The organism is Kribbella sp. NBC_00889 (genome assembly GCF_045207705.1).
Classification (GTDB): Bacteria; Actinomycetota; Actinomycetes; order Propionibacteriales; family Kribbellaceae; genus Kribbella.
Window position 1 is genome coordinate 5,043,217 of sequence record NZ_CP108783.1, and the last position, 22,466, is coordinate 5,065,682.

A 22,466-nucleotide genomic window follows, 5' to 3' on the forward strand; every position below is an offset into this window, starting at 1 on the left:
GAGGTGGAGGCAATCCGCGCGACGGGACGGACGATCGTCGCCTTGGGCTGACTGTGTTCGGTGATCCGCGGAACTCCTCGCCTCTGATTGCTTCTTCGGCGCCAAGCAGATCTGTGTTCCGACAGACAAGTTCTCGACTGCATCCGCGGCGGCGGCTGCGGCGGAAGAGACAGACACATACCGATTGCTAGGAGGAGTTCCGATGGCTGTTCGCAGGTCCGCCGTACTGATCAGCGCAGGTCTGCTGCTTGCCGGCGTCCCGGTGGCGTCCGCCCAGGCTGCACCCGCCGCGACCGCGACCGTGTCCGTCCTGCACGGGGTACCGGGCGCGACTGTCGACGTCTACGCCAACGGCAAGAAGTTGCTCACCAACTTCAAGCCCGGCACCCTCACCGACCCGCTGAAGTTGCCCGAGGGTGAGTACGACCTCAAGGTCACCGCGGCCGGCAAGACGGCCGCACTGATTCAGGCGAACGACGTCGCCGTACCCGGTGGCGCCAACGTGACCGTGGTCGCGCATCTCAACGCGGGCGGCAAGCCGGTGCTCACGCCGTTCGTCAACGACACGTCGAAGCTCGCCGCCGGTCAGGCCCGGCTGACCGTCCGGCACACCGCCGCCGCCCCGGCCGTGGACGTCCGGGCGGGCGGGAAGCCGGTCTTCACCGGGCTGACGAATCCCAAGCAGGCGAAGGCCGACCTCCCGGCCGGAACGGTCACGGCCGACGTCGTGCTCGCCGGTACGTCGACGGTCGCCCTCGGCCCGGCCGACGTGAACCTCAAGGAAGGGACTAACACGATCGTCTACGCGTGGGGCAGTGCGTCGGCCAACAACCTGAAGCTCGCGGTCCAGACGGTGTCCGGCCTGCACGGCAACCCGTCCGGCGTACCGGGTGGGACCGGTGGTCAGGCGGCGTCCCAGCAGCTGCCGGTCTGGCCGGCCGCCGCGGCCGCGGTGCTCATGCTGGTACTGATCGGCGGCGGAACGGCCGCGGTCCGGGCGCGCTCGTGATCCATGCCCGTCGTGTGGCCGTCCTGGCGGCGGCCACACTCCTCGCGATTCCCGGCTGCGGGCCCGCCCCACCCACGGCCGGGCCCCGCGACACCGCCGTACCGACTCCGGTCGGGACGCCGTCGGCGGCGCGGACGGAGGCCGCGCCGACGGTCGTCCCGTCGCCGGCAGTGCGCTCGCGCGAAGCCGGCGTACCGACGGTGAGGGAGGCGCAAGGGCCGGCGCCGGTGCGGCTGGTGGCGCCGTCCGTCGGGATCGACATCCCGGTGCGCGGCGTCGGGGTCGCCGGCGACGGACAGATGGAACTGCCGGCGAATCCGGCGGTGATCGGCTGGTACCGCTTCGGGCCTGGCCCCGCGGACGAGCAGGGCTCAGTCGTACTCGGCGGGCACCTGGACAGCAAGCAGTACGGCGTCGGGCCGCTGGTCCGGCTGCGCAAGCTCCGGCCGGGTCAGCTCGTCCGGATCTCGTCGGACGGCGGACGCACCACGACGTACCGCGTCGACTCCATCCGCGAGGTCGCCAAACAGCGACTGGCCCTCGCCGACCTCTTCGACCGTACCGGGACGCCCCGTCTTCGGATCGCCACCTGTGGTGGACGCTATGAGCCGGACAACGGCGGATACCAGCAGAACCTGATCGTCAGTGCCGCGCGTGTCTGACATCACGGCTGGGACTAGGGCTAGAGTCCCAGCCGTGACCAGCATCGCCGGCGAACCTTCGCCGGCCGAGATCGCCAAGGGCTTCGCCGAGGGGCGCGAGGACAGCCTCGCGGCCGCGTACCGACGCTGGTCTCGTCTGGTCTACACCCTGGCGCTCCGGGTGCTCGGCGACCGGCACGACGCCGAGGATGTCACCCAGCAGGTGTTCGTCTCGGCCTGGCGAGGCCGGCACACGTTCGACCCGAGCTCGGGCACGCTGGGTTCGTGGCTGACCGGGATCGCCAGGCACCGGATCGCCGACCGGCTCGAGGCGCGCAGCCGCGACCGGCGCAACGCCACCGCCGTCGGTGAGACCCTGGCGGCATCGCAGCCGGTTGCCGACGACCAACTCGTCGACCGGTTGATGCTGGCCGACGAGCTCGACCGGATCGACGAACCGCGCCGGACCATCCTCCGGCTCGCGTTCTACGAAGACCAGACATATCCGCAGATCGCGGACCGGCTGAACCTTCCGCTCGGCACAGTGAAAAGCCACGCGCGACGAGGTCTGCTGTCCCTGCGGGACAGATTGAAGGAGGTGAACAGTGAAGCATCTTGACGAGGAACTCCTGGCCCAGTGGGCCCTCGAAGGAACCGAGCCCGAACCGGACGCGGCTGACCACCTCGCGACCTGCGCCACCTGCCAGGCTGCGCTGTCCGACCTGCGTGCGCTCACCTCCGAGCTCCACGAGACGCCGGAGCTGTCCACCCCGTCAGCCGAGGTCTGGTCCCGCATTAGCGCCGACCTCGACCTGACGCCCGGCCTCGATGGCGTCCTGAGCGGGACCACCGCGGAGCCGGTGGTCGGTGCTCGGCCGGGGCCGCGGTACGGGCGCGGAATGCTCGCGCTCGCGGCCGGAGTGGCGGCGATCCTCGGGATCGGTATCGGCCTGGGCGCCGCGTCGGTCGTCGACCGCGACGAACAGTCGCCGGCACCTCCGCCCGTCGCCGTGGTCAGGCTCGAGCCGCTGCCCGGACAGACCGGCAGCGGGACCGCGGACCTGATCCAGGCGGGGAACGAGTTGCAGGTCTCGGTGGATGGCCTGGACGCGCACTCCGGGTACTACGAGCTCTGGCTGATCAACGCCGACGGCCAACGGATGGTGTCCCTCGGGGTGCTCGATCCGGCCACCGGCGGCACATTCCGGATCCCGGACAACCTGACCAGCGAGGGTTACCGGATCATCGACGTCTCCTTGGAGCCGAACGACGGCAATCCGGCTCACTCACGCGACAGCATTGTCCGCGGCACCATACCCAGTTGATGCGCCGTACGCATAAAAGCCGCAAAGACCGGCATTGGACGAGTGGACGGCGCGTTCCTAGCCTCGTGACGACACAACAGGGTCGTGAGGAGAACACATATGCGGAACATCCCGCTGGGCCGGACCGGCGAGCAGGTCAGCCAGTTGGCGCTGGGAGCGATGTTGATGGGTACGTCGACCGACGAGCCGACGTCGGTCGGGATGCTTGAGCGCTACTTGGATGGGGGCGGTTCGTTCATCGACACCGCCGACTGCTACGCGTGGTAGCCGAGCCCGGACAACACCGGCGGCGAGAGCGAGGCACTCCTCGGCCGGCTGGATTGGATCGCCGCCGTCATCGTCGCCTCCTCAGCCATCGCCGTCAGCGAACTCGACAAGTACCTGCGTTGCCGCAGAACCATCGCTACCCGCACCGACGCATCGGCACCAGACGAGCAGCACCAAGAACCGCGAGACCACCCCAGTCGCTGAAGCTGGCTGCTCGCGATTCCCCCAGCTACGCCCACGTCGGCGTGGATTGAGGGACGTGATCCGGCTTGCCTGCGCTCATCGGGCATCTCGTCAACGGATCTGGCCAGCTCAAAGCCCACCGGACCAGCCAGTCCCCTGCAGGTTCAGCCATCACGCCGCCGCTCGCCCGCTACACCCGTTGCGCACGACAACCAAGCGCCGCGCGAAGCGCTGACCAGGCAATACACCCGAACGGCGAGCCAACCGAACACCGGACACCCCAGCAGAATTGACCTTCATCCAGGCGTCTCGGCGGCCCGGTGTGTATCTGGTGGAGGCACCTTTGACCACCAAGCCCTCCACACCCATCGCAGCAGGCAGGACCTCGAACCACTCGCGGGCCTCGTCGATGTCGTCGGTGACTGGCGTCAGTTGCAGCGGTGGCACCCAGGAGCGCGCGAGCTGCTCGAGTCGTTGCCGGCGGACCGTCCAGCGTTCGGTGCGCAGGTCCACTCCGCCGATCGCCAGCAGGTCGAACGCGGCATAGGCCGCGGGCACCTGGGCGGCTTTGGCGCGTGCCTTCGCCGGACTCGTGACAAGGCGCTGCTGGAGCGCGTCGAAGCTCAGGCGGCCGTCCGCGCCAAGGATGACGAGCTCGCCATCCAGGACGACGCCGCCGGGCAGCTGGCGGACGGCGGCAGTGACGATGTCGGGGAAGCGGTCGCTAATGTCGTTGCGGTTGCGGGTCCACAGCCGGGCCCGGTCACCGGCGCGGACGATCGCGACCCGGCTAGTTGACTGAACTCTTCACGAGCGCTGATTGGCGCTCGAGGCAGGTGGCTGGAGAGGGTGTGCCGGTGGCGGGAACCAAGCTGGGTCGGGTGGTGCAGTTCGAGCAGGGGCTGCGATGGCGCGTCGTGTTCCCCGACAGCGAGCATCTGGCGGCGTCGGGCTTCCTGCGTGACGTGGCTGCCTCGGATTGTTCTGTGGCGACTCTGCGCAGCTATGCCTACGACCTTTTGCGGTGGTTCCGCTTCCTTCATGGCCGCTGGACCGCCTGGGAACGCGCGGAGCGCACCGACGTACGCGAGCTCGTCGAACAGTTGCGGGAGACACCGGTTCCGCAGCGCCTCAACCGGCGCCCGGACGGACCACCGCCGGGCTCGGTGAACCCGGTGACAGGCAAGGCGGTGCTGGGCACGAAGTACGCAGCCCGGACGATCAACCACCAGCTGAGCGTCTTGTTCGGGTTCTACGAATGGGCTTGTGCGGCCGACCTCGGTCCGCTGATGAACCCGGTGCCGGCGCAACGGACCCGTTCGGCGGGACGTCTCAACGCACACCACAACCCGATGGACAACTTCGTCGTGCACCGCCGCGCCACCTACCGGCAGAAGGTTCCCCGGCCGGCGTGGCGGGCGATACCCGATGACGCAGCGGACGCTCTGTTCAGCGTCCTGCGAAGCCACCGCGACCGGGCTCTGGTGTCATTTTGGCTGTCGAGCGGCGCCCGGGCCACCGAGCTGCTCGGTCTGTGTCTGGACACCGACCTGGACGCGGGTGCGAACACGATCACGGTGGTCAGCAAGGGCAGCCGACTGCGGGAGACGATCCCGGCCAGCGTGGATTCGTTCGTGTGGCTGGCGCTGTATCTACGCGAGGAGTGCCCTCCGGTGTCACCTGGCGGTCCGCTGTGGTGGACCCGGCAAGGTACGCCGCGGCCGTTGACCTACCACGCGGCGCGGGCGGTTCTGCACCGCGCGAACGCCGCGCTGGGCACGAACTGGACGCTGCACGATCTGCGGCACACCGCGGCCGCTCGGCTACTGGCAGATCCGGCGTTCACGCTGTTCGACGTGCAGACGATCCTTCGGCACGCGAGCGTGTCCACCACCCAGATCTATGCCCAGCCGCGGCTGGAGGACCTGGTCGCGAAGGTACTGGAGCACTACGCCCGACCCCGCGCGACGGAACCGAGCATCGAACCGGTCTACGACTCGGCCGCGGTGCGCGAGCTCCTCGGCCTGCCTGCATGAGCGAATCGACCATCACGCAGGAGCTATCGGCCCAGCGGCAGCAAGCGAACACCACACGAGCGGCGTCGGGGCCATCGGTCAAGTTGCTGTCGTTGCCTGGAGTAGTCCCGCCCGATGCGGTGTTCGGTCCAGGCGGAAAACTGCTCGCTCGACACGGCTACGACGTCGGACTCGAGCCGCCGCCGCTGCTCCCGGACGCGGCAGGCCGAGCAGTTCAGGCTCTGGGGCTGGCTGATGCGATCGAGCACACTCTGGACTCGACCGCGGGGGTGTTTCTGAGCCGCAAGCACCTGAGCTACGGGGTCCGGCGGCTGCTGGGCTGGCTCGATCGCTTCGAGGGTGACTCGTGGGAACAGCGCTGGTTGGCCAGCGGCGCCGATCTAGCGCCCCGGACATGGCGTGACGGCGTGGAGCCGCAGACCGTCCCGGCGGCGCTGCGGGTCGCGGTGAACGCGCTGATGATGGCCCGAGTGCTGCGCCCGTCCTACGGCTGGCAACTGACGAGCGGGGCTGGGGCGCATCAGCCGCAGCGCATGCTCCAGGCGCACGAGGCGGAGATGCTCGAGCGGATGCGTGCGTTGCCGGCCTACCGGCTTGCGCTGCTGCGGCATCAAGCCGACGCCGAGGCGTGCTTGTCAAGGGTCCTGATCCGCACCGGCCGACGGCTCGACCAGCTGCAAGGCGAGCATCTGCTGCACTACGCCGACGTGGTCAGGACCTCGGGCCGCAACCGCCGCGAGCACCTGGCCTGGGAGCTTCTGGTCGCGCTGGGGCCGTTCGCCGGTGAACCGGTGACGTTGCGGGCAGCGTGGTCGGCCAAAGGCAACACCCGCCAGCATTCGGTGGAGACTCTCGTCGACCGCTACGGTGTTCCGCCGGGTGGGGTGCGGGATCTGCTCGTCGAGTATCTGCGTGAGCTGAAGCCGTCGATGGACTATGGGAGCCTGGAAGGCTGGGCCTACCGGCTGGTGCGGCTTTTCTGGTGGGAGGTTTTGCAGATCAATCCTGCCCAGACCGATCTGCGGCTGGCACCGGCGGTCGCAACGCAGTGGCGGGAACGGCTCGCGGTGACCAGCGATGGCCGGCCGCGGGGCGAGGTCCACTCGGTGCTGTTCGCGGTCCGAGGGATGTATCGCGACCTGGCGGAGTGGTCGCACGACGAACTGGGACGCTGGGGACCTTGGGTGGCGCCGTGCCCGGTATCGCGGCACGAGTCGAAAGCGGCGTCGAAGGGGAAAAGCCCGTAACAGTCCCGCACTCAGAACCGGACCAGATCCCTGGTGCCGCTGCTCCCGCGGCTGGTGGCCGAGGCGGTTCGGCGCCGCGACTGGTCAGCACGAGCGCTGGCGGCGGCCGGCCAGGTCAGCCACGGTGAACAGTTCGTGGTCGACGGCTCGGTGTTCGAGCTGCACCAGCCACCGCCGCACCGCTACGAGCGTGATCGCCCGAGCCTCCTGCGGGCGCGCCTGATCACCGCAGCACCGGAAGTGCCGCCGGTCGGGGCCAACCGGCGCGGCCTGATCGACCTCACCGCGGCCGCGGCCGACGGGTTCTGGGCCTGGGCCGCGATCGAGACACTGCGGCACACCGGCATCCGGATCGAGGAACTGCTGGAGCTGACCCAGCTGTCGCTGCGCCACTACACCTCAACCACGACCGGGACACTTGTGCCGCTGCTGCACATCGTGCCCAGCAAGACCGACGCCGAGCGGCTGATTCCGATGACGCCGGAACTGGTCACCGTGCTGGTCGCGGTCCAGCGCCGCGCCAAAGGCGGACACGACCAGGTGCCGTTGTCGGTGCGCTACGACCCCTACGAGAAGGTCCACGGCGAACCGTTCCCGCACCTGTTCGCCCGCCGGCTCGGCAGCCGCCAGGAAGTCCTGTCCGCCTCGGTGATCCGGCGTCTTCTCAACGACGTCGGCGCCTCGGCAGACCTGCGTGACGCCGGCCAGCCGATCACCTTCACCCCGCACGACTTCCGACGACTCTTCACCACCGAGCTCGTCTCCAGCGGATTGCCGCTGCACATCACGGCAACCCTGCTCGGTCACCTCAACCTCGACACCACCCGCGGCTACACCGCGGTGTTCCCCGAAGACGTCATCGCCGCACATCAGCACTTCATCGAGCGGCGCCGCGCGACCCACCCATTCGCGGAGCTGCGGCCGGCCACGGGCGAGGAATGGACCGAGTTCGAGGATCACTTCCTGCTGCGCAAGGTCGCCCTGGGCGAATGCCACCGCCCCTACGGCACGCCGTGCGTGCACGAGCATGCCTGCACTAGGTGCCGGTTCCTGCGCGTCGACCCCGCCCAGCTGCCCCGGATCGAGGACATGACCAGCAACGCCGAAGCGCGCCTCGTCGAGGCCAAAGACCGAGCCTGGCTGGGTGAGGTCGCCGCGCTGGAGGAGTCGCTGCGGCATTTGCGGCAGCGCCGCAACGAAGCCGAGCAACAGCTCACCGCAGACTCGGCGCTCACCTCGAACTGAGTCACTCTGAGGGGCGGGCCTCGACGCCGCCAGGTTCGAGGTCGGCACGGTGGCGGACCAGCTTCTTCCAGGGCAAGGTCTTCAGCCTTGTCGGGGAAGGCGAGCTGACCACCAGGATCGAAGGAATCAAGGTCCCTCTGAACCGTGCTGGGGCAGCGGCGACACCTGTTGATCATCGGTCGCCGCCGCTGTGCTTCGATCAGGGCGCACGCCGCACGGTTACCTCGGCGCCTTCGGGTCCGTCATAACCATGACGGGGTTCGCGCGAGAAAGGTAACGACGTGACCGGATCAGGTCCGCACGAAGCACTGGCGGAAGCCTTCGAAGAGCAGCGCGAGCGCCTGGTGGCGGTCGCGCATCGGATGCTCGGGTCGCGGGGGGACGCCGAGGATGCGGTGCAGGAGGCGTGGATCCGGCTGGCGCGACAGGACGCGGACGCGATCGACAACCTGGCCGGCTGGCTGACCACCGTGGTCGGCCGGGTCTGCCTCGACGCGCTGCGCTCGCGCAAGACCCAGGCCAAGCTGTCGTACGATGACCGGCTGCCCGAGCTGGTGGTGACGGTGGACGGCGGGGCTCCACCTGAGGACGACGCGATGCTCGCCGAATCGGTCGGGCTGGCACTGCTGGTGGTGCTCGACACCCTCACGCCCACCGAGCGGCTGGCGTTCGTCCTGCATGACATGTTCGCGGTGCCCTTCGCCGAGATCGGCGAGATCATCGGCCGGTCCACCGACGCGACCAAGATGCTCGCCAGCCGGGCCCGCCGGAAGGTGCAGGGCACACCGCCGCCGGAGCGGGAGCCGCGGCGGCAGCGCGCCGTGGTCGACGCGTTCCTCGCCGCGGCGCGCAACGGGGACTTCGAAGGGCTCGTACGGCTGCTCCATCCGCAGGTGACGTGGCGCACGTACCACCCGCGGGGCGTGGTGACCACGGTCGGGGCGGCCGAGGTGGCCGGTCCGATCCTACGCGGCAGCCGGTCGATGACCTCGGCGCTGGCGGTCCTGGTCAACGGCGAGCCCGGGTTCGTGGCCTGGGGTGCGAAAGGCGAGGTGCTCGGCGTGGTGGCGTGCACCGTGGTCGACGGCCGGATCGTCGAGATCCTGACCGTGAGCGACCGCAAGCGCCTCGACACTATGGGGCTGCCCGCACGACCTGAGTAGCGCAGGTCGAGCGCCGGCGGTTGTTACGTCTTGGCGGGGTGCTTCGTCTTAGTGGTGCAAGTATCCGAAGACGAAGGAGATTGAGATGGAAACCCGGATCAACCCCATGCACAACGAGGTTGGGTCGAAATGGGCCAAGCACATTATCTCGTCGAACAAGGCCATCACCGACTCGGCGCTGCCGAAGGCGGTGCAGGAGCTGGTAAAGATCCGCGCCAGCCAGATCAACGGCTGTGGCGGCTGCCTCGACATGCACACCAAGGATGCCGCGGTCGCCGGCGAGAGCCTGGTGCGGATCAACCTGGTCGGCGCTTGGCGGGAGACAACCGTCTACACCGAGGCGGAGCGGGCGGCGCTGGAACTCACCGACCAGGGCACCCGCCTCGCAGACTCCAGCGGCGTCACCGATGAGGCGTGGGCGAACGCGGCGAAGCACTTCGACGAGGATCAGCTGATGGCCCTGGTGGCCCTGATCTGCACGATCAACGCCTTCAACCGGCTGAACGTGATCACCCGGACGCCCGGCGGCGAGTACCAGCCCGGACAGTTCGGCTGACGCCGACATTCCCTCTCAGGCTCTCGGCTGGACCCGGGCCCCCGGGTCCGGCCGCCATCCCCAGACATTCTTGACACGGAGAAAACTCGTGAACATCGCACTGTGGATCATCACCGGCCTGCTGACCGCCATCTTCCTGCTCTCCGGTTTCGGGAAGCTGTTCGTCCCACGGGAGAAGATGGCCGGGATGATGGACGCCGCGGCTTGGGTCCTCGACTTCAAGCCCGGCACCCTCAAGGTCATCGGAGCACTCGAGATTCTCGGTGCCGTGGGCCTGATCCTGCCAGCCTTGCTCGACATAGCGCCGATTCTGGTACCGCTGGCGGCCAGCGGCCTGACGCTGCTCATGACCGGCGCCGTGATCATGCGGATCCGCCGTGGCGAGACCAAAGCCGCGTTGCTGGACGGGACCTACCTCGCCCTGGCCGCCTTCGTGGCGATCGGCCGCTTCGCACTGGAACCCTTCACCAGCTGACCCGCCCGTCAGCCCGGGCGGGACACGGGCCGCGCTCCGCTCCTGCACGTGCGCGCACTCGCGGGGCAGCGCCGGGCCAGGACGTTTGCTCGATGCGGCCCTCGCCGCAGTACAGGGCGCCACCACCTGACGTCGGGCCCGCCAAGTCGCTACGGGTCGAGGTCGACCGGATCACCCACGCCGCCGCGCGCGTCACCCAACTCGCCGAGACCGCCGAGGTCCTCGAGTGACAGACCGGCTGTACCTGCGGCACTCCACGGATAAGCAGACCAACGCCGCCAGCTGCACGCGCTGGCCGAGCTGCTGAAGGCCGACGCCCCGAAGTACGAGGACCCGGCGACGTCGTCGCGTATCTACGCTCCGCCGGACGGGCTTCCGCGAGACTGCTGGAGGAGGCGGCGACACCGTGACGATCGCGGACGCCGCCCGCCTGTTCCGCTCGACCAAGGACGTCGTCCAGACGCCGCAGGACCTCATCCGCCCATGACAACCTCGACCCTCCACTGGGCCGAACTCACCGTCTGCTGACTCCTGAACCATTCCCGGCCCTCGATCAGCTGCGCGGCCCTCGACTCGCTCGTTTGACAAGTTCAGTGAAGGTAGCCGTCCCACTTCACCTCGTAGCGCGAACCGCCGGGCAAGGCGTGCGGGGCGGGGATCTGGTCGACCGATCGAGCCAGGGCGACATCGACCGGGCCGGCCAGACCGGCCAGGATCCGTACGTCGCTCGGTTCAGTCCTGCGCCTGGCCGGGGGCATCGCCGCTCCTGTTCCGTGATCGGCGGAAGGGCGGCCACACGATGACTTTCACCTGTCGGATCTTGAGCCTAGGGTCGCGGTGCGGGCAGAACCGGTGATGCTCCGGAACGTTGGCCCCGTCGCACTTCCCGCACCGCCAGACCCCGGCCATGGCACCAGACTGCGCCTAGAACTCAGCTCATGTCGCCGTACGGCGACCGATTCGGCGCCGACAGGCTGATCCCCTCGGACTGCGCCTTGGACCGTCGCGTCCTCACTGCGCCCGAGCTTCATCGACATGACACCGGAGGGCGTGTTCCCCTCGGCCAGCTCCCGCAGCTCTTGCACCTGGTCGTCAGTCCACTCCCGGCCGCTGCTCGAACTGGTGTCCGCCATGGCCTGCTCCTCTCCCCGGAAGATTGGTTGTTGCCTCCAGCCCCGGTATCCGGCGGTCACGCAACGACCAACGTCGGTCGGCTGTGCATCCGCTGCGGGCGTGGCAGGCTAGAACGCATGTGTGGTCGCTACGCGTCAACGGCCCGCCGGACCGACCTGCTCGAACAGTTCCAGGTCGACGACGACAAGGCCGACGAACTGAAGGGGCCGGACTACAACGTGGCCCCGACCAAGCTCGCCCCGGTAGTGATCTCCCGGCCGCCGGCCGACGGGCCGAGGGACGCAGACGCTGTCCGGCAGCTGCGGCTGTTCAAGTGGGGGTTTTTACCGAACTTGCGCTGACCTCGGCCTGGTCAGCGCCCCGTTCGACTCTGCAAGCGACCCCAGTTCAGCTGAGCGCGACGCGGCGGCCGTTCCCTATCTCTTCGCTCTGGTCGTCAGTGACCACGGCGAAGGCACCGGACGGGACGCCGGGCAGTGCGGCGACGTCCGCGGCGACGCGTAGCAGGACCTGTTCGGGAGCACCGGCGACGAAGAAGACGTAGGTCTCGCCGATCTCTTCGCTCTCGTCGTAGATCTCGAAGCTGCCATCGCTCGACTCGTCAGCGAGGAACTCCTCGATGTCGTCGATCCAGCCGAACTCATACCCGGGATCGCCGGGCAGGATGCCGCCGGCACCGTTCAGCGGAACGTGGATCTCGACGACAAGCTGCCTCCCGCTGGGATCCTGCGAGGCGACGGCCGGAATTGGTGTCAACCTCGCAGGCTGCGGGCGTAGCACGGAGCGCACCGTCGGCGCGCCGGTCTGCCGTTCGCCTCTGTCCAAGAACGGATTCTGAGGCAATGGAGCATTCGTCACGCCGCGAAGTTCACGGAGACGCCTGCGGCGGAGCGTCCCCGCGCTGAGCGGGGCGGGCCGCACGCTGGCTGGTATCCCTGGGTGCTCACCCGACAACTTCAGAGCCTGCTCTGCACGCGAAAGGCCCTCCAGAACCGCCGGCAGCGCAAGCAATCTGCGTTCGTCAGGCTCCAGCGGCTCGAGTTGATGGAAGTCGATGAACATCTCCACCAGATGCCGCTTTCGGCCGCGGACTACACGTTCCCGAGTAAACCCGTCGTACCCCTCCTTGACCACCATCATGTGGATCTCCAGCGCCGGCGCCTCGCTGATCCTTCGCCACCACGCCAGCCACGACTCGTCCGCGCCCAGGAGGTCGATGACCCGATCGACCTCCTGGAGGAAGCCGTTCTCGGCACCACTCGCGACGGCCTCGACGCCGCCTTCCAACCAGTAGTCCTCAGCGTCCAGTTCCGCCATGACCCGACTGTAATCTCCGGCCGCCAGCCAGATCGCCGGACCGACGCGGTCAACGAGAAGCCACGGGGCATTGCCGTCGCCGGCAACCTGTTGCCTCCGAACCAGAGGCCCAAGGTCTATCCCGTGCATCACGGAACCCCTGACCAGTGCGGCGGCGTGTCGTCGCGTAGTCCGGTCAACAGGCTGGTCCGTTCTGGGCCAAGGACGCCAAGATCGGGATCCGAGTTGACTGCACCAGGTCTCTATTGTCTGACGGGTCGCCTGGTGATGTAGAGAGCTTGGTTCGTTGGACGAGCTTCAGCAAGGGCTGCTGCATGGCCGGATCGATGTGCCCCGGATTGGCGAGGTGGTCGCGCGCCGAGGTCGAACTGAACTGCGCGCACACCCGTCATGCTCCGTACGCCGCCGCGAAGATCTCCGGCATCCGCTGAGCAGGCCAGGAGTGGTCGCCGGTTTGCGGGTGCAGCCGCGCATCGGGCAATTGACCGGCCAGCCAGACCGCCTGTGCCGGGGGCGCATTGACGTCATCGCGGCCATACCAGATCGACACGGGAGCTTTCACGCTCCGCAGATCGAAGCCCCAGTCCTGATGTGTCGACACCAGATCGTCGACCAATCCGTCGATCGTCGACGCACCTTCGTCACCCATCGCGGCACTCGCTGCGTCGCGAAGGCCAGCGACGTCGCCGACAGCCAACTGATGCATCCGCTTCATCGTGGGATCCATCCCGGCGAACCACGCTACGTCGCCCATCGACGGATCGCCGACCCGCGGCGCCGTCGGTACGACGAGCGTGACTGAAACGATCCTGTCCGGCAGAAGCGCGGCCGCCGCAAGGGCATGCGCGGAACCACCGGAGCCGCCGATGACCGCGAACCTGTCTACACCGGCCGCGTCGGCGACCGCCCGGACATTCTCCGCGACCGAGGCGACCGACCGCCCCAGCGCGCGCGTCGACAGGCCATAGCCTGGCCGGTCGAAGGTCAGGTACTGCAACCGCAGGCCACTCAGGACCTCCGCCGGCGGAACCGCCGTGTGCCGTCCCCCAGGCGTCCCATGCAAACCGATCACGGCGGGATCCCCAGGGTCACCACGGCGAACCCATGCAAGATCGCCGCTTGCAGAACCGATGATCCGGGTCTCCGGGTCCAACTCGTCGTTCATGCTCAACCCTCCCTCGGACTTGACGGAGCACAGCATCGCAGAACCGGTCCTGATTCGGTTCGGCGGTCCCGGACCAATTGTCCTCGACAATCGTGGCCGACATCGTGGGCGAGCCGCATCGGGCCGAGCCAGCGAAATGAGGTGCCGATGAAGCTCTCGTCGTGAACCGCTGCTGCCTCGCTACTACTGGGCACCCCGTGTCGTCGCGGCCGCAGTCCATCGTCCGCCCACCGGCCCCGATCAGGGACATCTCCGGCGACGCGATCGGGTTCTTTCGACCGGAATGATCGCGAGGTTCTGGCGCTGATCTTGCCAACAGGCAAGGGATAGTCACCTCAGCCGACGAGACCATTTCTTGCGCACGCATGGCCGCAACGGCGACCCCAACTCCACACTGGCAACCGCGTTTGACTAGTACAGAGAAACCGGCTGGTCAACGCCAGGAGCGAGACCGTGCCCCAACCTTGATTCAACGATCGCGCCACGCCTTCTGCTGGCTATCGGGTCAGTTGGCAGCGTCGAAGGCCTCTCTGATGTCGGCCGGGACTCGCCCGCGGTCGTTGACCTCGTAGCCGTTGGCGCGAGCCCACTCCCTCACGGTGCGGGCATCCGCGCCGACAGTCGAGCGGGTGACCTTCCTGCCCCGCTTGTTCCTGATCGGTCGCGCCGCAGCGACGTAGCCAGCCAACGCCTTTCGAAGCGCCGCGGCGTTCTTGGTGCCAAGGTCGATCTCGTAGGAGCTGCCGTCGAGCGCAAAGGCCACGGTCTCTCCCCGGCCGGCAGGGAGATCGGTGCCGTCGAGATCATCTGTGAGCAGGATCTCCACTCTCTGAGCCACTGGTTGCCTCCCGGGAGCAGTGCAGGTAGTGCACAGCATCGTTCACCAACACACCACAGCCGCGGACCGACACCAACCGAGCATCCGGCAGACGATCCGGACAGAGACTCGTGACCGGCCGCGAGGCTGCGCGGGGTCACAACACGAGCGTCGAGCCTTGAGCGGCAGGTGGGGCATGACGGTCACGACAGAACTCGGCTCGAGCTGCGCCGCCAGCTCGAGGAACACACCGACGAACTCGTCGCCGCCCGCGAACTCATGACCCAGCTCAACACCCGGTACTGACCAGGCTTGAAGTCCCGATCTTCCTCGGTGGTCGCACGTTCTCACAGGCGAACGAAAGGGCGATCACTGAAATCGTTCGCCACCTGCCCGCCCCCGCTGCTACCACTGCGCCATGGTGGAGATACGCAAGCACGTGCTTAAGACGGACCGCGGCGAGATCCTGGTCGAGGACAGCGGGCCGCGGAACGGGCTGGCGGTGGTGGTACATCCGGGGACGCCGGGGTCACGGTTGTTATTCGGCCCGGGCGCGGATGTCGCGGCGGGGTCCGGGCTTCGGTTGGTGAGCTTCGACCGGCCGGGGTACGGGTCGCGGCCGGTGGTACGGGGGCGGACGGTCGCGGACACCGCGGTGGAGACCGGGATGGTCGCGGACCGGCTGGGGCTGGAGCGGTTCGCAGTGTGGGGATTCTCCGGCGGCGGGCCGTACGCGCTCGCGTGTGCAGCGATGATGCCCGAACGGGTGGTTGCGGCCTGCGTGTTCGCGTCGCCGGCGCCGTACGCGCCCGGCGAGTTCGACTACGCCGAGGGCTGGTCGGAGGCAGCGCGCGAGGAACTGGAGCGGTACTTCACCGATCAGGAGACCGCGCGGGCGAACTGGCGGCAGGACGCGGAGACGATGCTTGCGAAGTTCTCGGACCCGGAGGGCTGGCTGGAGCGCTGGGGCGACCGGGCGGAGCAGGATGTGGCGCACAGCCGTGAGGTGGCCGAGTACCTCGCCGCGGACGTGCGCGAGAGCCTGGGCAACGGCGACCAGGGCTGGTGGGACGACTGGGTGTCGCTGATCGAGCCCTGGGGGTTCGACCTCGCCGGCATTCGCGTGCCGGTACGGCTGTGGCACGGCGCGCGGGACCGGCACATGCCGCTCGTGCACGGCCACCGGATCGCAAAGCTCGTCCCCGGCATCGAGGCGTGCTTCCCTGACGAGGACCACACGACGATCGAGGACGACCACCGCATCGACGCGTACGAGTGGCTGACCAGCCGGAAGTAACACAACACTGATGCGTCATGGCTAGGGGCAACCGCCCACCTCAACGCCCACAACCTGCGCCTCGGCCATCCGTCACTCATCTGCAGCGGTATCAGAACATCGAGTACCACGCCGGCGGGCACCTGCTGCACAGCAGCGGCGAGGATGTCGGGGAAGCGGTCGCTCATGTCGTTGCGGTTGCGGGTCCACAACCGCGCGCCCGATCACCGCCGCGGACGATCGCGACCCTGGTAGTTGGCTGAGCTCCTCAACTCGCGGGGTGGGGCGTCGGTCGGTGATCTGGACAACGCGCACCGGTGGATATCAGCGAGTAAGTCCCGACACTCAGACATCGGTCATGGTGAGTCGCGCCTCGCCGCCCCCACGGCAACGCAGCCAATGCGCGGTCCACGCCAGAATATATTCAAGGTGTAGGGCGAGATGATACAACGATGCCATGAACTGGGTCAGTGTGGCTTGGATACTCTTTTCGATTCCAGGGTCGATCGTTATTACGTTCATTGGTCTATTCTTCTCAGCGCAAGCGACGTATCAGTTGAATGAGGTTATTATCATCCTACCGAGGCCAGCCGAGAACGACTCCGTTGGTCTGCGCTGGACTCTGGCGCGCTGGCGGCGGATCATAAGGCTCGTCCGGCGCAGGAACTGGTCACGAGGCCTGCGAATCGCAGGCGACACAACACTGCTGCTAGCAGGCGCAACAGTCGCATCGGCCTTGGTCGGTCTCATGGCCGCAATCGCTGCATTGATCCCATTCGTCGTCGCAAGAGACACCATCGGTCTTCCGGCGGAGGACAGCCACGGAATTCCACTCCTACCACTCCTACTCGGCCCACTCCTCGGCGTGTTTTCACTGTTTCGGTCAATTCACTACTTATCGACCCCAGGTCGGAAACGGACGTGGGGCGGCTTGCCTCGAATTTCATTCGTGGCGGGCGATGTGAGTTGGACACGACGCACTGGCTTCCTGCGGAAGGTATACCGCCATCACCAACTGCGATTCGCCGTCAATGCCTCAACCCTCCTTGGCGTGCTGAGCCTGGCGACCGGGAGCGCACCGGCCGATGAGCATCCTCGGCCGGCAGGTTCTGCACACACGTGGACGGTCGCGGATGCATACGACTCGCTATGGCTCGGTGGACTTGCTCTCGGCTTGGCGACTCGGTGGTTACTCTTGGCCGGCATCAATCTTGCTGATCCCGCGATGGGATCGGTCTGCGCCATTCACAGCTTCCTCGACCCGACAAGTCGGCGAGCGAAGGGTGTTCGCTCAAATTCCGTCACCGATCCCCTTGGAAAGCAACGTACGCAGCTAACCAGAATCGCTCGGTTGCTCATACAAGCAGCAAGGCGCCTGGAGGTGTCAGCGCCACTTCACCCAATCGCCTCGATTCTGCGTGGAATGGCGTTACAAATGCATCGGAACCTATCCCGCGTCGACTCATTGAAGCCGACTCCGCCCGCTATGTTGCCAGCGATGTTGAAGATGGTGCCAACATTATTCGCAGGCCCTCGCAGAATGGACTCATATCAACACATCGCGAGCGCGGCCGATGCCTTCGACGTGCAAGGAAACCCAATGCCAGAGCTGCGAATGGCCGCCAAGGGAAGGTGGGAAGCGTTCACGACCCGCATTCTTGAACTGCTGGAGACCTATGCCCGCTTGTTTGCGGCGATTTGGGGTTTATTCTTGTTGGCCGCGTCGGTCTATCTCCTTGCCACGGGAAGACTTAGCCTGAACAATATTCAGTTCGAAAAATGACACCTTCGAAAACTGAGCGACCGCGATTGATTCAAATCGCTGGCACTCGGCGATTCGATCTCGGCCCTGCGCTTAGCCTGTTCTGCGACCTCCGCCGCATCGCACGCGGGCGCGGAGGTCAGCGGTCTGGATAGATCGTAGGCTGGCCGGCCCCGCATGGCGCGTAGATCGCAGACCTGGGACTTGCTGCGCCTGGTGCAGCTCCGGCCTCGCCGGGAACGCAGCAGATCAGTCGTCGATATTCATGACGACGTACAGGACCCCGATGATCACGAACGTGGCGATCAATGCCAGCCACATCCGGGTCGTACCCTGCACAGTGGCGAAGGTGCCGATCATCGAAGCGCCGGCAATGCAGGCGAGCAGCCAGTTGGTCGTCTTCTGCCGCTGGGCGGCCCGGTACTGTTGCTCGGTTCGCTCGACCGGCAGCGCCAGCAGTTCCGCCATGCGGTCAGACGTGTCGTGCAAGCGCCCGAACGCTCGCATCTGATCGGCGTGCTTGTCGATGGGGACGACAACCTGGCCGTTCAGCTCGACCGTGGCGGAGTCGGTCAGGTGCATCGCGTCGTGGACTTCGAGGGTGTGCTCGGTGACCGATTCCCGCAGGCCGTCTACGGACTTACGGATGTTCTCGCCGAGAGCGTCCCGGGCCGAGAGGCCGACGCTGGACCACCACGGCTTGCGTGTACCGAGCAGCTTGCTGAACGTGTTCTGCTGCTGCCTGAAGGCTTTAGCGATCGCCCCGTACCGATCGGAGCTCCAGGCCGAGAACGCCTCGCGCTGACGCGGTGTCAGGTCAGCGTCACTCTCCAACCACAGGAGATCGCGGACGACGACGTGGTCGAGGAAGTCCGCGGTGAACTCGTCCGGCAGGTTGTCGCGGTCGAAGCGGTGACTCGATCGGATCTCGTAGCCGCTCGGCGGCTGATCGGGCTGGTCGGGCTGCTCGCTCATCACTTCCTGGACTTCTGGCGTCGGACATATTCCGCCGCGGCAAGAATGACACGCGAGTCGCCGTCGCGCCGTCGAGTGAGACCGGCTGCGGGTAGTTCACGAGGTAAGGAGCCTATTGTTGTGAGCGCACCGCACAATGTCGTCCAGGTCATGCCCTTGATGTGGCGATCCTGGCTGACGTCAGAGAACTCTGACACCGGGCAATCTGAGTCGCGAGGTCAGCGGATGCCGTGACCCTGGCGTTGCTCCGGCCCGCCTGGCCGCCGCATGGTTGAAGACATGGACGTCGACGCGGCCGCGGTCGAGCTGTACGGGCTGACACCCGAGCAGTTCACTGCTCTCCGCAACGCAGCCGCGAAGACCGCCAAAGACGGCGGCGATGTCCAGGCCGGTGAGGCGATCAAAGCCTTGCGGAAGCCGACGCTCGCAGCCTGGCTGGCCAACCAGCTGGTCCGCACCGATCCAGACGGCGTCAACGACCTCACCGAGCTCGGCGAACAGCTGCGCCAGGCACACGTGTCCGGAGACGGCGCACAGCTACGCCGGCTGACGCCACGGCGCCACAGCCAGGTCCAGCGAGTCGTCCAGACCGCTCGCGACCTGGCCAGGGAGCAGGGCCGCCCGGTAAGTGAGCAGATCGCGCAGCGACTGACCGAGACCCTCGACGCCGCCCTGGTCGATCCTGGCGCCGCGCAGCTGCTGCGGTCCGGGCAACTGACCAGCGCGCTACGCCATGTCGGGTTCGGCGTCGTCGACGAGACCGGCGAACCCGCCCAGCTCGCACCGGTCAAGCCCCGAGTCGTGCGCAGCCGCCCCAAGCCGCCAACCAAGCGAGCAGCCAAACCGGTCCGGAAACCGTCCACGGTCGACACCACGCTTCGTCGCCGCCGCGCCGAACTGGAGTCCCGCGCGCAGGAAGCCCAGACCGACTACACCGCCGCAGAGACCGAACGGGCCGACGCCGAAGCACACCTTGACGCGCATGCACACCTGATCGCCGACCTCACCGCGACCATCCAGCGTCTCAACGGAGAACTCGAGCACGCCCGCCAGCAACTCCGCGACGCCAACCGCCAGACGAAACGGCTCACGACGGCACGAGACCGAGCCACCCGAAACGCCACCCTCGCCCAGCGGCGCCGCGACGCGAACCAGCAACGACTCGCCAGCTTCGACAACTGATCGCACTCCCCCATGGACTGCCACCGCAACGTGCCCACACGAGGCGAGACGGCGAGGCTGATGAAGCTCGGCGGAAGTTGCATGCCCCGGTGTCGCTGACGCCGATCCGGCGCGCCGCCGATCGTGGAGTCAGGCCGCCGCGCCGGCTCGCACCTGTCGTGGCCAGCTCTCGCCTGCGGCCCACATCCAGCGGTGACTTCCCGGCGCCTCTTGTCTGTACGCCAGCGGCCATCCGCAGAACTCGACTGCGGTTCGCCCCATCCGCGACAGCCGCGAGTCGGGTGTCTTCCCACTCGGAGACCTAGAACGCCTGCCGGTCCCACGGGCCGCCGGCAAGAGTGATCACCGACTCGCGCAGCGGCCCCGACATCAGTGCGCCTCCGGCGGGCGCGCCGGTGTTGCTCCCTGCGGGCTGCCGACTGCTGGCCGGAGCTCGTTCTGATCGATGAACGAGACGCGGCCGTCGGGGTGCCGGACGCGACCGAGCCACCGCCCGCCCTCGCTGATCCAGGCATCCAGCTCGCCCACACGCTGCTGCCAGCCGTCGACCGGAATCGGCGGGTCGACCCGCCGAACACTGGCCTGGTCCCGCGGGCCGTGAACGGTGTACCGCAACTCCAGATCCGCTGCCAATGCGTTCGCCTCGATCTCGGTCGAGCATCTGCCGCGGTGACCGTTCATCGCGTTGTCCCACACCATCCAGCCACCGTCGTCCCCGTCGCCCGGTCGCACATTGAAGCGCCCAACCATGACCCCATCATGCCATTAATCGAACCTATGTTCCCTTAAGCCTTCGTAACGATGTCCTTGATGTTGTCATGTCGCAGGACATCGGTGACAGTTCTGCATCAGGACATCGGTGACATTTCTGGTGGGCTTGGTGGTGACACTTCGGCCGCGAGGCTCGGGCGGTGCCAGCCAATGAACCTATCGATCCCCGTGTCCGCCTTGCGATCTCGCAGTGGCCGGACGATGCTCCGCGCGGTGCGGTCTCGACCTTCTGCGCCGAGCACGGCATTTCGCGCAAGTCCTTCTACGAGTTGCGCAAGCGCGCGACGGCCGACGGTCCGGCGGCCGTGCTCGAGCCCAGGTCCAGGCGCCCGAGGACGAGCCCGGCGAAGTTGACCGAGGAGGTCAAAGAACAAGCGGTGCAGGTGCGGGCTGCGTTGGAGGCCTCCGGGCTCGACCACGGGCCGATCAGCGTGCACGACAAGATGCGCGCGATGGGGCTGGAGGTGGTGCCCTCGGTCGCGTCACTGGCCCGGATCTTCCGGCAGGCCGGTGTGGCGCGGTTCGAACCGCGGAAGAAGCCACGCTCGGCCTGGCGCCGGTTCGTCTATCCAGCTCCGAACGCCTGCTGGCAGCTCGACGGCACCGAGTACGTGCTCACCGGTGGGCGTAGGTGTGTGATCCTCCAGCTCATCGACGACCACTCCCGCTATGCGGTCGCTTCCCACGTCGCGTGGGGCGAGACATCTGCCGCGGCGATCGCCGTGTTCGACAAGGCCGTGGCCGCCCACGGCGTGCCTCAGCGGCTGCTGTCCGACAACGGATCCGCGCTCAATCCGTCGCGCCGTGGGCTCCTGGGTCAATTCGTCGTACACCTGATGGCACTGGGGGTCGAGCCGATCACCGGCAAGCCCTACAAGCCGACGACCCAGGGCAAGAACGAACGCTTCCACCAGACCCTGTTCCGTTACCTCGACAAACAAGCGCTCGCCGAGACGCTCGACGAACTGCAGGCCCAGGTCGAGGCCTTCGACCACATCTACAACACCCAGCGCCCCCACCAGGGCCTGCCCGGACGCGTCACGCCCCAGGCCGCCTGGGAAGCCACCGCGAAGGCCGAGCCGCCACGTCCCACACACAACCTTCCCCGTCGCTCCCACCGTCCCGCCAGCCGGCCCCGGCCGCCTCTCGCACCGGCGCCCGCTGACCTGCCCGACGACACCGTCGTCAAGAAGCTGACTCCCGCCGGCATGTTCTACCTGGACAAGGTCCAATACCTGGTCGACGGGCGACGCGGCTTCCAGCAGGTCCTCGTCATCAGCACCGGCAACAAGCCCGGCGACAAGATCACCGTCACCGACCTGGAAGGCGAGATCCTCATCGAGCACACCAGACCCGCACCAGGAGTGACCTACGTCGGCAACGGCCGCCCCCGCGGCCCACGCCAAGACCCCTGAACCGTCACCGATGTCCTGACACACCAACTGTCACCGATGTCCTGATGCAGAACTGTCACCCATGTCCTGAGACATCACACGATGTCCTTGATGTAGCTGACGCGGCTACTTGGTGCGCAGCGGTTGTGACGGCGTGTCGTTATCTGGAGTGTTGTCGACGCTCCGAGGCGGTTGTGAGTCGAGTTGTGCAGCGAGTCGTCCTTCCAGACGGCGAGGTTTCGTGGACCATGGTGGACGCCGAACATTCGGTCGTCGAGCGAACGCAGGATGGTGGTCTCGCCCCTGTTCGCCACCAGGCCCTCGTCCTGCAACGTGGTCGAGACGACGTACTTCGGCATCGCGTTGCAGCCGGGGCCCGTGGTTGTCGTCGGCCACACGGGCGAGAACGCCTGGTAGCTGACGCGGCCCAGCAGCAGCGCCGTCGCTTCCTCCTGCTCGCGGCCCTTCAGCTCGTAGGCCGCATCGTCGAACGGACGCCGGCGCCGGATGGACATCTGACTCCGAA

At 67.3% G+C, this 22,466-nt stretch carries 24 protein-coding genes and 1 pseudogene; 17 read left to right on the plus strand and 8 right to left on the minus strand.

The window, feature by feature from the left end; all coding sequences use genetic code 11:
• Nucleotides 1–202 precede the first annotated feature (202 nt).
• The 5 genes from OG817_RS24475 (at nt 203) to OG817_RS24495 (ending at nt 3,242) form a co-directional block, all read left to right on the plus strand.
• On the plus strand, nt 203–1,009 hold the full coding sequence (locus tag OG817_RS24475) for a DUF4397 domain-containing protein (RefSeq protein WP_406046963.1): 807 nt from the start codon (nt 203–205) through the stop codon (nt 1,007–1,009).
• A gap of 14 nt (nt 1,010–1,023) precedes the next feature.
• Nucleotides 1,024–1,671: a sortase domain-bontaining protein gene (locus OG817_RS24480; RefSeq protein ID WP_406046964.1), complete on the plus strand. Its 648-nt coding sequence runs from the start codon at nt 1,024–1,026 to the stop codon at nt 1,669–1,671.
• A gap of 34 nt (nt 1,672–1,705) precedes the next feature.
• Nucleotides 1,706–2,269, plus strand: a complete 564-nt coding sequence (locus OG817_RS24485) for an RNA polymerase sigma factor (protein ID WP_406046965.1) — start codon at nt 1,706–1,708, stop codon at nt 2,267–2,269.
• The gene (locus OG817_RS24490; RefSeq protein ID WP_406046966.1) at nt 2,256–2,975 is read left to right on the plus strand and encodes an anti-sigma factor domain-containing protein; all 720 of its coding nucleotides are present in this window, start codon (nt 2,256–2,258) and stop codon (nt 2,973–2,975) included. Before OG817_RS24485 ends, OG817_RS24490 begins: the two co-directional genes overlap by 14 nt.
• Nucleotides 2,976–3,074: 99 nt before the next feature.
• Nucleotides 3,075–3,242, plus strand: a complete 168-nt coding sequence (locus OG817_RS24495) for a hypothetical protein (RefSeq protein WP_406046967.1) — start codon at nt 3,075–3,077, stop codon at nt 3,240–3,242.
• A 354-nt stretch (nt 3,243–3,596) separates the two neighbouring features.
• Here OG817_RS24495 and OG817_RS24500 read toward each other — a convergent pair whose 3' ends face one another.
• A complete protein-coding gene (locus OG817_RS24500) occupies nt 3,597–4,205 on the minus strand; it encodes a hypothetical protein (RefSeq protein ID WP_406057488.1) in 609 nt (202 codons plus the stop codon).
• 77 nt (nt 4,206–4,282) lie between these two features.
• Here OG817_RS24500 and OG817_RS24505 point away from each other — a divergent pair, with 77 nt between their 5' ends.
• The 7 genes from OG817_RS24505 to OG817_RS24535 all read left to right on the plus strand — a co-directional run bounded on the left by OG817_RS24505 (nt 4,283) and on the right by OG817_RS24535 (nt 10,377).
• Entirely contained in the window at nt 4,283–5,461 is a 1,179-nt protein-coding gene (locus OG817_RS24505) for a tyrosine-type recombinase/integrase (protein ID WP_406046968.1), read from the plus strand.
• The gene (locus tag OG817_RS24510) at nt 5,458–6,708 is read left to right on the plus strand and encodes a hypothetical protein (protein ID WP_406046969.1); all 1,251 of its coding nucleotides are present in this window, start codon (nt 5,458–5,460) and stop codon (nt 6,706–6,708) included. Before OG817_RS24505 ends, OG817_RS24510 begins: the two co-directional genes overlap by 4 nt.
• A 33-nt stretch (nt 6,709–6,741) precedes the next feature.
• Nucleotides 6,742–7,953 (plus strand): tyrosine-type recombinase/integrase, encoded by a 1,212-nt coding sequence (locus OG817_RS24515; protein ID WP_406046970.1) that lies wholly within the window; start codon nt 6,742–6,744, stop codon nt 7,951–7,953.
• Between the two features lie 281 nt (nt 7,954–8,234).
• The gene (locus tag OG817_RS24520; RefSeq protein WP_406046971.1) at nt 8,235–9,116 is read left to right on the plus strand and encodes a sigma-70 family RNA polymerase sigma factor; all 882 of its coding nucleotides are present in this window, start codon (nt 8,235–8,237) and stop codon (nt 9,114–9,116) included.
• 85 nt (nt 9,117–9,201) lie between these two features.
• Nucleotides 9,202–9,672: a carboxymuconolactone decarboxylase family protein gene (locus OG817_RS24525; protein ID WP_406046972.1), complete on the plus strand. Its 471-nt coding sequence runs from the start codon at nt 9,202–9,204 to the stop codon at nt 9,670–9,672.
• Nucleotides 9,673–9,760: 88 nt separating this feature from the next.
• The gene (locus tag OG817_RS24530; protein WP_406046973.1) at nt 9,761–10,147 is read left to right on the plus strand and encodes a DoxX family protein; all 387 of its coding nucleotides are present in this window, start codon (nt 9,761–9,763) and stop codon (nt 10,145–10,147) included.
• Nucleotides 10,148–10,239: 92 nt separating this feature from the next.
• Nucleotides 10,240–10,377: a hypothetical protein gene (locus OG817_RS24535; RefSeq protein WP_406046974.1), complete on the plus strand. Its 138-nt coding sequence runs from the start codon at nt 10,240–10,242 to the stop codon at nt 10,375–10,377.
• Nucleotides 10,378–10,737: 360 nt separating this feature from the next.
• Here OG817_RS24535 and OG817_RS24540 read toward each other — a convergent pair whose 3' ends face one another.
• A complete protein-coding gene (locus OG817_RS24540) occupies nt 10,738–10,905 on the minus strand; it encodes a hypothetical protein (RefSeq protein ID WP_406046975.1) in 168 nt (55 codons plus the stop codon).
• A gap of 492 nt (nt 10,906–11,397) precedes the next feature.
• On the opposite strand from OG817_RS24540, the gene OG817_RS24545 reads away from it, so the two are divergent.
• The gene (locus OG817_RS24545; RefSeq protein WP_406046976.1) at nt 11,398–11,622 is read left to right on the plus strand and encodes an SOS response-associated peptidase family protein; all 225 of its coding nucleotides are present in this window, start codon (nt 11,398–11,400) and stop codon (nt 11,620–11,622) included.
• Nucleotides 11,623–11,668: 46 nt separating this feature from the next.
• Here OG817_RS24545 and OG817_RS24550 read toward each other — a convergent pair whose 3' ends face one another.
• The 3 genes from OG817_RS24550 to OG817_RS24560 form a co-directional block, all read right to left on the minus strand.
• Nucleotides 11,669–12,727 (minus strand): hypothetical protein, encoded by a 1,059-nt coding sequence (locus tag OG817_RS24550; protein WP_406046977.1) that lies wholly within the window; start codon nt 12,725–12,727, stop codon nt 11,669–11,671.
• A gap of 259 nt (nt 12,728–12,986) precedes the next feature.
• Nucleotides 12,987–13,763: an alpha/beta fold hydrolase gene (locus tag OG817_RS24555; RefSeq protein ID WP_406046978.1), complete on the minus strand. Its 777-nt coding sequence runs from the start codon at nt 13,761–13,763 to the stop codon at nt 12,987–12,989.
• A gap of 505 nt (nt 13,764–14,268) precedes the next feature.
• On the minus strand, nt 14,269–14,589 hold the full coding sequence (locus OG817_RS24560; RefSeq protein WP_406046979.1) for an Lsr2 family protein: 321 nt from the start codon (nt 14,587–14,589) through the stop codon (nt 14,269–14,271).
• Nucleotides 14,590–14,998: 409 nt separating this feature from the next.
• Here OG817_RS24560 and OG817_RS24565 point away from each other — a divergent pair, with 409 nt between their 5' ends.
• Both OG817_RS24565 and OG817_RS24570 read left to right on the plus strand, forming a co-directional pair.
• Nucleotides 14,999–15,877, plus strand: a complete 879-nt coding sequence (locus tag OG817_RS24565; RefSeq protein WP_406046980.1) for an alpha/beta fold hydrolase — start codon at nt 14,999–15,001, stop codon at nt 15,875–15,877.
• A 1,477-nt stretch (nt 15,878–17,354) separates the two neighbouring features.
• Complete coding sequence (locus tag OG817_RS24570; protein WP_406046981.1) at nt 17,355–17,639, plus strand: hypothetical protein; 285 nt, start codon at nt 17,355–17,357, stop codon at nt 17,637–17,639.
• 228 nt (nt 17,640–17,867) lie between these two features.
• On the opposite strand, the gene OG817_RS24575 is transcribed toward OG817_RS24570, so the two are convergent.
• Nucleotides 17,868–18,593, minus strand: a complete 726-nt coding sequence (locus OG817_RS24575) for a hypothetical protein (protein ID WP_406046982.1) — start codon at nt 18,591–18,593, stop codon at nt 17,868–17,870.
• Between the two features lie 279 nt (nt 18,594–18,872).
• On the opposite strand from OG817_RS24575, the gene OG817_RS24580 reads away from it, so the two are divergent.
• Nucleotides 18,873–19,775: a hypothetical protein gene (locus OG817_RS24580; protein WP_406046983.1), complete on the plus strand. Its 903-nt coding sequence runs from the start codon at nt 18,873–18,875 to the stop codon at nt 19,773–19,775.
• A gap of 369 nt (nt 19,776–20,144) precedes the next feature.
• Here OG817_RS24580 and OG817_RS24585 read toward each other — a convergent pair whose 3' ends face one another.
• Nucleotides 20,145–20,525: a hypothetical protein gene (locus OG817_RS24585; protein ID WP_406046984.1), complete on the minus strand. Its 381-nt coding sequence runs from the start codon at nt 20,523–20,525 to the stop codon at nt 20,145–20,147.
• A 203-nt stretch (nt 20,526–20,728) separates the two neighbouring features.
• On the opposite strand from OG817_RS24585, the pseudogene OG817_RS24590 reads away from it, so the two are divergent.
• Nucleotides 20,729–21,943: pseudogene (locus OG817_RS24590) on the plus strand (integrase core domain-containing protein); the annotation flags it as partial.
• Nucleotides 21,944–22,035: 92 nt separating this feature from the next.
• Here the strand turns inward: OG817_RS24590 and OG817_RS24595 are convergent.
• The gene (locus OG817_RS24595; RefSeq protein WP_406046985.1) at nt 22,036–22,455 is read right to left on the minus strand and encodes a hypothetical protein; all 420 of its coding nucleotides are present in this window, start codon (nt 22,453–22,455) and stop codon (nt 22,036–22,038) included.
• Between the last annotated feature and the right edge of the window lie 11 nt (nt 22,456–22,466).